General features: G+C 65.0%; 12 protein-coding genes. 4 read left to right on the top strand and 8 right to left on the bottom strand.

Features of this window, described 5'->3' with window-relative positions:
* Together ACDP63_RS23265 and ACDP63_RS23260 are read left to right on the top strand one after the other, a co-directional pair.
* Nucleotides 1-962 (top strand): ferric reductase (locus ACDP63_RS23265; protein ID WP_409928716.1); only part of this gene is annotated, 962 nt, incomplete at its 5' end.
* Between the two features lie 275 nt (nt 963-1,237).
* Nucleotides 1,238-2,152 (top strand): LysR family transcriptional regulator, encoded by a 915-nt coding sequence (locus tag ACDP63_RS23260; RefSeq protein WP_028710791.1) that lies wholly within the window; start codon nt 1,238-1,240, stop codon nt 2,150-2,152.
* 42 nt (nt 2,153-2,194) lie between these two features.
* Here the strand turns inward: ACDP63_RS23260 and ACDP63_RS23255 are convergent, their stop codons facing one another.
* From ACDP63_RS23255 to ACDP63_RS23220, 8 genes are all read right to left on the bottom strand, one after another.
* Complete coding sequence (locus ACDP63_RS23255; RefSeq protein WP_028710790.1) at nt 2,195-2,659, bottom strand: hypothetical protein; 465 nt, start codon at nt 2,657-2,659, stop codon at nt 2,195-2,197.
* 93 nt (nt 2,660-2,752) lie between these two features.
* On the bottom strand, nt 2,753-3,778 hold the full coding sequence (locus tag ACDP63_RS23250) for an FAD:protein FMN transferase (protein WP_081750584.1): 1,026 nt from the start codon (nt 3,776-3,778) through the stop codon (nt 2,753-2,755).
* Entirely contained in the window at nt 3,759-5,966 is a 2,208-nt protein-coding gene (locus ACDP63_RS23245) for a PepSY domain-containing protein (RefSeq protein WP_409928715.1), read from the bottom strand. Before ACDP63_RS23245 ends, ACDP63_RS23250 begins: the two co-directional genes overlap by 20 nt.
* A 9-nt stretch (nt 5,967-5,975) precedes the next feature.
* Nucleotides 5,976-6,446, bottom strand: a complete 471-nt coding sequence (locus ACDP63_RS23240; protein ID WP_028710788.1) for a DUF2271 domain-containing protein — start codon at nt 6,444-6,446, stop codon at nt 5,976-5,978.
* A 26-nt stretch (nt 6,447-6,472) separates the two neighbouring features.
* A complete protein-coding gene (locus ACDP63_RS23235; RefSeq protein ID WP_028710787.1) occupies nt 6,473-6,853 on the bottom strand; it encodes a PepSY domain-containing protein in 381 nt (126 codons plus the stop codon).
* A gap of 111 nt (nt 6,854-6,964) precedes the next feature.
* Entirely contained in the window at nt 6,965-7,267 is a 303-nt protein-coding gene (locus ACDP63_RS23230; protein WP_028710786.1) for a PepSY domain-containing protein, read from the bottom strand.
* 189 nt (nt 7,268-7,456) lie between these two features.
* A complete protein-coding gene (locus ACDP63_RS23225; RefSeq protein WP_409928714.1) occupies nt 7,457-8,089 on the bottom strand; it encodes a cytochrome b/b6 domain-containing protein in 633 nt (210 codons plus the stop codon).
* Nucleotides 8,082-8,396, bottom strand: coding sequence for a PepSY domain-containing protein (locus ACDP63_RS23220; RefSeq protein WP_028710784.1), 315 nt, complete (start codon nt 8,394-8,396; stop codon nt 8,082-8,084). The genes ACDP63_RS23225 and ACDP63_RS23220 overlap by 8 nt, the downstream gene beginning before the upstream one ends.
* Before the next feature lie 141 nt (nt 8,397-8,537).
* Here ACDP63_RS23220 and ACDP63_RS23215 point away from each other — a divergent pair, with 141 nt between their 5' ends.
* Both ACDP63_RS23215 and ACDP63_RS23210 read left to right on the top strand, forming a co-directional pair.
* Entirely contained in the window at nt 8,538-9,197 is a 660-nt protein-coding gene (locus ACDP63_RS23215) for a response regulator transcription factor (protein ID WP_028710783.1), read from the top strand.
* Nucleotides 9,194-10,564 carry an ATP-binding protein gene (locus tag ACDP63_RS23210; protein ID WP_028710782.1) on the top strand — a complete coding sequence of 457 codons (1,371 nt, stop codon included), beginning with the start codon at nt 9,194-9,196 and terminating at the stop codon, nt 10,562-10,564. The genes ACDP63_RS23215 and ACDP63_RS23210 overlap by 4 nt, the downstream gene beginning before the upstream one ends.
* The last annotated feature ends 204 nt before the right edge of the window (nt 10,565-10,768 follow it).

Genomic DNA, 10,768 nt, shown 5'->3' with positions numbered 1-10,768 from the left:
GCGGAACGGCGGAGGGTCTGGGCGAATGGGCCTTCTATGCTGCCGTGCTGCTGATCGTGCTGGCACTCCTCAAATACTTCCCCTACCAGCTGTTCTATAAAACACACCGCTTGTTGGCGGCCGCCTACCTGGTGCTCGTGTTCCACGCTGTTGTGCTGACCACGTTCAGCTACTGGATGTCGCCAATCGGCACGGTAATGGCGCTGCTTCTTGCGGCAGGTACTTATTCGGCGGTGATAGTCCTGCTGCGCCGCGTCGGCGCGGGGCGGCAGGTTCGAGGCAGGATTGCCTCGCTCCAATACTATCCAGGTGTGAAGGCCCTCGAGACGGAGATCGAGGTGCCGCAGGGCTGGCCGGGGCATAAGCCTGGCCAGTTCGCCTTCGCCATGTCCGACCGTACCGAAGGGGCTCATCCCTATACGATCGCCTCTGCCTGGAACGAAAAGGATCGACGCATCACCTTCGTGACCAAGGAACTCGGCGATCACACCAGCCGTCTGCGCGAGAAGTTGAAGGTGGGAGATGAGGTCAGTATCGAGGGACCGTATGGCTGTTTCGACTTTGATAACGGTCAGCCCCGACAGATATGGATCGGCGGCGGCATCGGCATCACGCCGTTCATCGCCGGCATGAAGCATCTAGCGCAAGAACGGCGCATGCATCCAGACCAGCGTCCTCCCATGGTCGACTTGTTCCACACGACTGCCGACTACGACGAGAAGGCCATCGTCAAGCTGACAGAGGATGCTGTGGCGGCAGGGATCCGCCTTCATGTCCTAGTCGATGCCCGCGATGGCTTACTGACCGGCGAGCGTATTCGTGTGGCTGTGCCGGATTGGCGCGACGCCAGCATTTGGTTCTGCGGTCCGACGGGGTTCGGTGAGGCGCTGCGGCGGGATTTTTCCGCCCAGGGACTGCCGGTGGCGAAGCGATTCCATCACGAGCTGTTCGCTATGAGGTAAGCTTTAATAAGCCATTCAGCACAGCGCAGCAGCCCGGATTCCGTGTCGCGACGTGTTGCGAAAGTGGTATCCCCCTGCCCGAAGAGTTTTAAGACGGTCTCCTCGAGTTGGGCAGCGTAGAGGGACCGATTAATTCGTTGCTGCTCAGGACCGCTCTTTTCATGGCTGGTTCCTTCTTATGGTTTTCAGCGTAGCTACGGCAGTTATTGCCTATCCATTTGAGATATGCTGTCCTCTCAGGATCAGCATTGGTTAGGCTGACAAGGATTCCTTGCATGAATGCACAGGTGCAGGATTGGGACGATCTGCGGTTGTTTCTTGCCGTAGCCCGAGCGGGATCGCTTTCGGGCGCGGCACGGGTGCTGGGCGTGACCCATTCAACCGTTTTTCGCCGCATCGGCGCTTTCGAGCAGCGGATGGGTGTACGACTTTTTGACCGGCTGCCCGGCGGCTACGCCCTGACGACCGCCGGTGAGGAGATGCGCGATTCCGTGCTCCGCATCGAGGAGGAAGTGGCCGCGCTGGCGCTGAAGGTCACCGGGCAGGACCAACGGCCAAGCGGGATGATCCGTATCACCGCCACCGACCTGCTGGCTGTCGGGGTTCTTCCGCGACATATCGCTGCATTCCGGACGCAATGGCCGGGGATCGAGATCGAGGTGGTCGTTGCGGACACGGTGCTCGACCTGACGCGGCGTGAGGCCGATGTCGCGTTACGGCTGGGCAATCCGGGGCAGGAAACACTGGTAGGACGGCGAGTCGGGCGCTTGGCCTTCGCTGTCTACGTAGCGCCGGGCCCTTATGCGCGAGAACAGGGCGATCCGACCCATGGCGACTGGATCGGCTACGGCGCGGCCCATGGTCCGCTCAGCCGCAGCTTGGCGCGCTGGTGGCCGCAAATGCGGCAGGTTTACCGCACGAATTCGATCATCGCCGCCCATGCCGCGGCCCAAGCGGGCGTCGGTCTTGCAGCCTTGCCCTGCGTGGTTGCCGATTGCGACCCCGCACTGGTTCGCGCCGCCTCGTTGCCCGAGGATTTCATGCTGGATTTATGGATCCTGACCCATGAAGATCTGCGCCATACCGCGCGCGTTCGCATCTTCGTGGATTTTATGGCGGCGGCGCTGGCCGCCGACGCCGATCTGCTGGAAGGGCGCTGCCCGTGCAAGGCAAGACCGGCGGAAGCATAACGCCCCCGCCAGCTCGTTCTTCTGGACCGTGCTCGAAAGGCGTCAGTGAAGCGCCTGCCAGCCCGGATGTTCGAAATGCTCGCCATAGACGTTGAGCGCCTCGACGATCTTCACCGCGCCAGATTCCACCTCGCCGGCTTCCAGCGCCGAGACGCCGACCATCATCTCTCCGAGGACGGCATGGAACTGTTCGTCGACCTCCGGTTCGAGCACGCAGTTCTCGATCATGAAATCGAGCTGCTTCTGGACATCGGCGGCGACCTCCTTCGCAGCGTTGGCCGACAGGGCACCGCTATGGATGGCCTCCGCATTCTCGGCTATGGTGCTCCGGATTGCGGTCATGCCGGCGATCATATTGTCGTCGCCCCGCCACTTGGCGCCGTTGTTCAGCGTGATTTCGATCGTCGCTCCGCCATGATCATGGGATTGCGCAGCGGCTATCCCCGATACCCCCAGAGCAAGGGTGAGGGCAACGGCGAGGGCGGCGAGGGGTCTTGCGGTCTTCATAGTCGTCTCCTGTTGCATCGGTTCCGGCCGCAACGGGTGAACGCCGTCGGGCATGGGTTGAGGGTATGATGTCCATTTCCGGACAGGTATTCGCTAAAGCCGCAAGGCGCTCTTGCACGAACGGACAGGGCCTCGGGCGATGGCGGGATGATTGAGAAGGGCTTCCGTCCTTGCCTCGAACAGCGTCCCGACAGCATGTGTCCGGACACTGCCTGCTTCACGCATGAGAAACAGTGCATCGAGGCCGAGGCGCGCGGCGAGTTCACCGCCGGCCTTCGGACCCAGTACCATCAGTGCGGTCGCCCAGGCATCAGCCTCGGCACAAGTACGGGCGATAACCGTGACCGAAGCCGGCGACGACCGCAGCGGCCCGCCTGTTCTGGGGTCCATCGTGTGTGATAGGCGGTGGCCCTGAACGGTCACATGATGCCGGTAGTCACCCGACGTGGCGACGGCGGCGTTCTCCAGCGCCAGGATGGAATGAGGCGCGCGACGTTCGGGATCGGGCGCCTCGACGACGACGGTCCAGGGCATGCCGTCGGGCCGCAGCCCGGAGGCCCGCATCTCGCCGTCGATGCCAACAAGGAACCCGGTGATGCCGAAGCCCTGCAACATTTCGGCCAACCTGTCGACGCCGTAGCCCTTGGCGATGCCGTTCAGGTCGAGCGTGATGGGTGCATGTTTTCGCGCCAACCCGGCCGCGCGGTCGATCTCCAGCACCTCATGCGCGGGCGGGCGCGTGGTTACCATGGTCGCACGGATAGCACCGGCATCGGCCTCCTCGGGGCCGAAACCCCAGGCGCGCACCGCATCGCCCATGCCGATGTTGAAAGCACCGCCCGATACAGCCCCGATCCGCAGCCCGAGGTTCAGCACCTCGGCCAAGCCGGCAGGAACGGCCACCCAGGCGCCTGCCGGCGCCCGGTTTAGGCGCATTAAGTCGCTGTCGGGTTTCCATGTCGACATCGCGGCGTCGACCTCCGCCACGGCCGCCTGCAAGGCCGCCTGCACCGGGGCGGGGTCCAGCCCGGCATCGGCATGGAAAAGCGCCGACCAGCGCGTCCCCATGGTCGGGCCATTCAGGGCGTGGCGGATCGGATCAGTAGATGTCTTCGGCATAGCGCCCCTCCGTTTTTAGCGTGAGCGGGGTGAGGCCGGCCGGTGCGAGAATGTCCGTCAGCGCCTCGGCCACGCCCGAGGCCATGTCGCGCCCGCCGCAGACCATGATGCGCGCCCCATCCCGGATCAGCCGGATCAGTTCAGCGCTCTCGGCGCGCAGCACGTCCTGCACATAGCGCGGCTTCGCTCCCCGCGAGATGGCGGTGGTCAACCGCGCAAGACGGCCATCAGCCTGCCAGGCGGCCAGATCCTCACGATAGAGGAAATCGCTGTCGGGGTGGCGCATCCCGAAAACGAGATGAACCGGCCGCTTCCCCCTGTTGCCCCGGATGAACCCTGCAAGCGGGCCGATCCCGGTGCCGGCGCCGATCAGAATCAGCGGCGACTTTCCCCCTTCGGCATGGAAGGCGGGATTGTACTGGACGAAGGCGCGGATCGCCTGACCGGGTTCCAGCGCCAGAAGCTGGCCAGAGCAGAGGCCGCCGGGATGCTTGCGCACCACGATCTCGACGAAGCCGTCGCGCCATCCGGACGCCAGCGAATAGAAGCGCGGGAGGTCCGCACCCTCGGGCAGGACGCCGAGGAGATCACCGGCCTGAAACCGGCCAACGCCCCGACCTGTGAGCCGTTGCAGGAGCGTCGTCTCGGGCAGGGAAAAGCGCAGGATCGCGGTTGGCGCCTGCACGTCTATCCCGTAATCGCGGCGCGAGACCAGGACGAGCCGCTCCGTCACCGGCGGGGTTGGCACATGTTCGAGCGTAACCTCGATCCCCAGCGCCGCTCCCAGGGCGCGGCCCCAGCGGGCGAAATCCTGCGGCGACTGGCGATCGACCGCGTCGAAGGGTATCAATTGCGCCCAACCTTTGGCAGCAGCCAGCCGCACGACTTCATCGGCGAACGCGCAGAACGCGGGGAAGCTGCGATCACCGAAACCAAGCACTGCAAGCGGGGCCTCAGGGACGGATTCCAGCGCCGCGAGGCGTTCGATGAACCCCTTCGCCGTGGCGGGAGCCTGTCCCTCGCCCCAGGTGGCGGCGAGAATGACGAACCGTTCGGCCTGCGGATAGCGCGCCGGCTCGAAACCGGACATTGGCGCGACATGAACATGCTGGCCCGCTGCGGTCAGCGCATGTTGGAGCGTCGCAGCGAAACCCCAGGTGCTGCCGCCCTCCGAGCCCACCAGCAAGATGGTCCCAGCGCCTTTTGCAGGATGATTGCCACGGAGACGCGGCCTTGACCGCCGCCCCGCGAGCCAGAGCACAAGACCACTCACCCCCATTGCCGGCACGCCGAGCGCCATCACACCCAGCACGAGGCCGAGAGATGCGGCCCCCTGTCCGGTATGCAGCATGTAGATAGTTTCAGATATCCGTTCCCACATCGTCAGCTCGGCCCAGGCCAGAAGCTCGCCCGTCCCCTGATCAAGATAGCCGGTGCCGCGATCCGTCTTCAGGGTGAAAGCGTCCGTGGCGTCGCCCGGATAGGGAAAGCTCAGTTCGCGCAACGCAGTGACAGGAATCACGGAGAGCGGCTCCATCGCAGCAAGGGAGACCCCGGTGCTGCCGCTGACCTCGGTCGGAAAGGCCGGCGGCGCAGCTCCATCCGGCAGAAGATCGAAGGTCGAGGCGGCCATCCACAGTGCGGTCGCCGAGGACAGGATCAGCCCCGCGACCGCCACGCGGGAGATCCCGGTATGGATGCGGCTCGATGCCGGCCCGCGCAAAGGGGCGAACCAGCGCCGCCAGCCACCCATGCGCCGCGCGACCAGCATCGCGCCAGAGACCGACAGGACCAGCATCGCCGCCGCACCGGCGGCCATGACGATACGGCCGGCATCGCCAAGAAACAGCGAGCGGTGAAGGCTGGTCAGCCAGCGTTCGACCGGGTTCGGATCGGCGCTGGCGATGCCCTTGCCGGTCGCGGGGTCGATCACCGCCGCGCCGGGCGTGCCGTCGTCGAACCAGAACGCAGTAATCCGACCCGAGGGCGCACGCCGGATCTGCTCCACCCCCGGATAGGCAGTCCGGATGCGTTCTGCGAGATCGGCAACGGTCAGGCCGGCCTCGGCCTGCGGCGTGGAAAACCGCTCGGCCACGGGAAAGACCGAGAGCGCCGCCCCGCTGATCGCGAGGACCATGACGAGAGCAAGGGCCAGCAGACCCGGCCAGCGATGCAGCATGCGGATCATGGCGCCGTCTCACATGTCGTAGCGGAGGCTGGCGAGATAGCGGCGGCCGGGCACGGGCCGCCCTGCCCCTGCCGCCGTCAGCGGCACGGCCACCTCGTTCGGACTGTCGCGCATGTCCTCGACGGCGGCATCGACATGCAGCGTATAGCCGGCATCGAACAGCGCATCGGCAAGATCGAGGGTGATTTCCAGCGACCGGCCCGCGCCGACACTGGCGCCGGTGATGCCGTCGATCTGCGCCAGGTCGCCGCCGCTGGCGCGATACCAGTCGCTGAGATGCTCGTAATATTTCGACTTGCCGCCGGCCATCCACAGGGTTCCGGCATATGCCCCCTGCGCATCGGTAACGTAGAGAACCAGATAGGCACCATCGCCGCCGTAAGTGTTCAGCGTGGTGGTGAGGGTGACCGGCCGGGCCATGGCGAGGCCGGGGGCCACCAGGGCGGAAGTCAGCGCAAGGGCTGCGAGGATGGATTTCATGTCTCTGCTCTCTTCTGCCTGATTTGTCAGTTCACCCGCACCACGGGCGGGGTGCCGTTCTGGAACAGCGGATTGGCGGGCGGGGCCGAGGGGGCGACAGGGGTTGCACCGCCGCGATCCCGCTTGCGGTCCTGCTCGCCGTCCCGGTGGCGCAGCTTGACGACCTGCAACGTCGCGGGATCCAGCTTGGCCTTGATGCGGCGGCCCTGGGCATCGCGTCCCTTGACCTCCCAGCAGCCGTCATCGGCCTCGATCTTCTCGACATGCCAGCCGAGGCCGGCGGCGGCCTGCATCACCGCCTCGCGCGGCTGCCAGGCGCCGCGAGGCACATGGCAGTCGTCGCCCGCCAACGCCCCCGCCGCGGGCAATACCGCGAGAGCGGTTATGGCAATCAACAGAGTCTTCATGGTTCGAATGTCCTTTCCGATCATCTCGGGGGCATTTTCCCGGCTATGGCCGTGGCGAACGCCTGCGTGGGAAAGGCTCCGCCGCGATGACGGGGCGGAGCCTTGCGGCGATCAGTTGCGCTTTGCGGGCCTGGTGCCGTCGCTCCAGCGCTTGACCTTGCCGTCGATCACCTCGAGCGTTCCGGGATCGACGGTCATCTTCAGGCTGTTGCCGCCCTGGTCGATGACGTTCAGTTCGTAGCAGCCGTCGTCGAGTTCCATTTTCGAGATGGTCCAGCCGAACTCGTCGGTCACCTGGATAAGGGCTTCCCAGGACTGCATGTTCTCGGTCGGCACGTTGCATTTCTCGTCGGCGAGCGCGACCCCGGCGGGGATCGCGAGGGCGAATGCGGTGGCGGTCAGGATAGTTTTCATGGCTATGCTCCTCAGCCTTGGTTGCCTGATGAAACCAATCTGGAGGGCGCGGCTGACGTGATCCTGATCGCCGCGAAAAACCTGCGTCAGCTTTCCGTCAGCCTGCCCCGACGAACCGCAACGGTCGCGCAAAACAAACCGGCCCCGCCAGACAGGCGGGGCCGCAACAACAGTGGGAATGCGTAGCGATCAGGTCATGTCATTTGCGCCAGGGGCGCGCTTTCGGCCCGTGACCATGGCACGGGGCAGGTTCTCCCGATGGCGCCATGAGGTGAGCGCCACACCTCCGGCATGCAGGGCCACGAGGACCAACGCCAGGTTGGCCAGCGTTTCATGCACCTCCTTCAAGGCCTTGTCCCCCCTGACTTCCCGGCCGCCATGCTCGCCCACAACCGTCACGGCACGGGCTTCCTCGATCGACTGTTCGAGCAGCCAGCCGCTCAGCGCGGTGCCGGAAAGCGTAACCATAAGTGCCACGATCATCGCGGCGCCGGCCGGGTTGTGCCCGAGATGGCGCCGCTCCCGCCCGCGCAGCATGTCTCCGAGATAGACCAGCGTCGCGGCAGGGCCACGCATGAATTGCGCGAAGCGGGCATGGTGACTGCCGACAAAACCCCAGATCAGGCGAAGCACAAGCAATGCCGCCACTGCATAGCCGGCCGCCTCGTGAAGCGGCTGCACCTCGTCCGCCGCGAGCCATGCCACTGCAAAGGCGGCAACCAGGCCCCAATGAAAGCTGCGCACCACCGGATCCCAGACCCGCACCATGCGCGTGGTATCGGCAACGTCCGAAATACCGCCGTCCCTTTTCGCCTCAATCATGTTTGCGTCCCCTGCCCTCACGGAAGTGCCGTTCACCTCCGTCCTCGTATTCGACCTCGATCACCTGAAGCGTGCCGGGATCGACCGTCACCTCGATGCGGCGTCCTTCCCGGTCCGTGCCTTTTATCTCGTAGCAGCCGTCGTCGATCTTGATGCGCCGCACCACCCATCCGTTTTCTTCCGCGAGCCGCACCACCGCGCTTCTTGGCTGCCAGTCTGCCAGCGGCACGGCACAGTCGTCGCCGGCAAGTGCAGCCCCGGACGGAAGGGCCGCGAGAAAGGTCAGAATTGTCAGCGATCTCTTCATGGACCACACTCCGTATAACGGCCATCGGATGACATTCTGCGTCGCGAACCTGACGGGATGCTGAAGCCTGGGGCGTCCCGCCATCAGCTTTGCGTCAGCCCGGATCGCCATAATGGCCAGAGGTAAATGAGTAGGAAGATCATGCGAATCCTGCTGATCGAGGACGACACCGTTCTGGGCGCCGCCGTGCGGGACCAGATCGCCGCGGGTGGCCAGTCGGTGGACTGGGTCACGCGCCTGGATGCGGCCGGCGATGCGATGGCCGGCGCCGGCTATGATCTGGTATTGCTGGACCTCATGCTGCCCGACGGACGCGGCATCACCTTCCTTCGGTCGCTGCGCGCCGGCGGCGACGTGACGCCGGTGATCATCCTGACCGCGCTGGACCAGATCTCGGACCGGATCGAAGGCTTGAACGCCGGTGCCGACGACTATCTGGTGAAGCCCTTCGATCTGGCCGAGCTTTCCGCGCGCATCGGCTCGGTCGCGCGGCGCTATAGCGGCAATCCCAACCCGATCATCGTCCACGGCGCGCTTGCCGTCGACCTTGCCTCGCGCAGCATCCGCCGCGACGGCCGGCCGGTGCAACTGACGGCGCGCGAATGGGCGCTGTTCGAGGCGTTCCTCACCCGCCCAGGGCAGCTTCTGTCCAAGGCACAACTTGAGGAAAAGCTTTATGCCTTCGATACCGAGGTGGAAAGCAACACCATCGAGGTCCATGTCAGCCGGCTGCGCAAGAAGCTGGGCGCCGAGGTGATCGAGACCGAGCGCGGATTGGGCTACCGGCTGGGTTCGCCATGACCATGCCACGCAGCCTTCAGATGCGGTTGGGGGTGTCTCTGGGCATCCTTCTGACGCTTCTGTGGATCGCCGCCGCCGCCACCACGGCGGTCATGCTGCGGCACGAGATGGACAGGATCTTCGACTCGTCACTACAGGAGGCGGCGCAGCGCCTATTGCCGCTGGCCGCTGTCGAGATCGTCGGACGTGAGGAGGAAGGTGTGACGCAACACCTTGCCGACCTGCGCGACCACGACGAATTCCTCACCTATATCGTGCGGGATGACATGGGGAGAATCCTTCTGCAATCGCATGAGGCCGACCCCTCCATCTTCCCGGAATGGGATGGGCCGGGCTTTCACACGACCGCAACCCATCGCCTGTATGGCGAGGACGCCCTGCAAGGCACGATCCGTCTCACGGTCGCCGAGCCGCTTGCTCATCGCGCGACGGCGGCACGCGATGTCTGGGCGGGCCTGGGACTGCCGCTGCTGGTGTTCATCCCTGCCGCTCTGCTGGCGATCGTATTGACCGTCCGCTCGGGCTTGGCCCCGCTGCGCCGCTACCGCGACCGGCTGGCCGAGCGTTCACCGCGCGACCTTGCCCCCGTCGCCTGCAACGATCTCCCCGTCGAGGTCGCCCCGGTGGGGCTGGCGGTCAATGTGCTGCTGGCGCAACTCAAGTCCACATTCGAGGCCGAACGCACCTTCGCCGCCAACGCCGCGCATGAATTGCGAACACCGCTGGCAGGCGCAATCGCGCAGGCCCAGCGGATACAGGTGGAAACGAAAGATACCGGCGCCGGCCACAGGGCCGCCGAGATCGAGGCCTCGCTGAAGCGGCTGGCCCGGATCGCCGAGCGGCTGCTGCAACTGGCTCGGGCGGAGGGCGGGCGGTTGCGGCTCGATCACCTATCCGATCTTCGCATCACCGCCCGCCTGGTCGTGGACGATATCGAGAGGACCGCACCGAACCGGATCGCACTCGCTCTGCCGGAGCACCCGGTGATGTCCGACCTCGACCCCGATGCGTTTGGCATCATCTGCCGCAACCTGGTCGAGAACGCCCTGCGGCACGGCGCATCTGACGAGCCGATCGAGGTAAGCCTCGGTGAGGATGGCACGTTCCGCGTCGCCAATGACGGCCTTGTTGTGCCGACAGAAGCACTTGGCCGGCTGGCCCGCCGTTTTGAGAGGGGGACAGCCGGAACGGAAGGCAGCGGGCTTGGCCTTGCCATCGTCGCCAGCATTGCGGACCGGATTTCGTCAAAGCTCACCTTGCAGTCGCCGAGACCGGGAAGCTCGTCTGGCTTTGAAGCGGCGGTAGTCTTGCCGACAGCTTCAAAGCAACCAATACCGCCCAGCCAGGCGAGCGCAGTCTTTCGTTGAGTCGATAGCCGGCCAGCAGATCTGAAAACTATTGGGCTGGCTGTGTCCGCCGGAACAGGACGCATCTGTATATAAGGGGCGCAGAATGTTGATCTCGAAAGGGCTTTGTTGCGCAAATGGCTGACGGGATTCATCTTGCGAATCCAGCGTGATACCTTTGGGCATGAGCAGCTGGACCCCGACGAGATACAAGACCACGAACTG

The organism is Paracoccus sp. P2 (assembly GCF_046335115.1).
Taxonomy (GTDB): Bacteria; Pseudomonadota; Alphaproteobacteria; order Rhodobacterales; family Rhodobacteraceae; genus Paracoccus; species Paracoccus pantotrophus.
This window is presented reverse-complemented; position numbering and strand designations above follow the sequence as displayed.

Excerpts from the sequence above, each read along its gene's own strand:
- ACDP63_RS23260 (WP_028710791.1), top strand. The coding sequence starts at position 1,238 with ATGAATGCACAGGTGCAGGATTGGGACGATCTGCGGTTGTTTCTTGCC.
- ACDP63_RS23255 (WP_028710790.1), bottom strand. The coding sequence starts at position 2,659 with ATGAAGACCGCAAGACCCCTCGCCGCCCTCGCCGTTGCCCTCACCCTT.
- ACDP63_RS23250 (WP_081750584.1), bottom strand. The coding sequence starts at position 3,778 with ATGCCGAAGACATCTACTGATCCGATCCGCCACGCCCTGAATGGCCCG.
- ACDP63_RS23245 (WP_409928715.1), bottom strand. The coding sequence starts at position 5,966 with ATGATCCGCATGCTGCATCGCTGGCCGGGTCTGCTGGCCCTTGCTCTC.
- ACDP63_RS23240 (WP_028710788.1), bottom strand. The coding sequence starts at position 6,446 with ATGAAATCCATCCTCGCAGCCCTTGCGCTGACTTCCGCCCTGGTGGCC.
- ACDP63_RS23235 (WP_028710787.1), bottom strand. The coding sequence starts at position 6,853 with ATGAAGACTCTGTTGATTGCCATAACCGCTCTCGCGGTATTGCCCGCG.
- ACDP63_RS23230 (WP_028710786.1), bottom strand. The coding sequence starts at position 7,267 with ATGAAAACTATCCTGACCGCCACCGCATTCGCCCTCGCGATCCCCGCC.
- ACDP63_RS23225 (WP_409928714.1), bottom strand. The coding sequence starts at position 8,089 with ATGATTGAGGCGAAAAGGGACGGCGGTATTTCGGACGTTGCCGATACC.
- ACDP63_RS23220 (WP_028710784.1), bottom strand. The coding sequence starts at position 8,396 with ATGAAGAGATCGCTGACAATTCTGACCTTTCTCGCGGCCCTTCCGTCC.
- ACDP63_RS23215 (WP_028710783.1), top strand. The coding sequence starts at position 8,538 with ATGCGAATCCTGCTGATCGAGGACGACACCGTTCTGGGCGCCGCCGTG.
- ACDP63_RS23210 (WP_028710782.1), top strand. The coding sequence starts at position 9,194 with ATGACCATGCCACGCAGCCTTCAGATGCGGTTGGGGGTGTCTCTGGGC.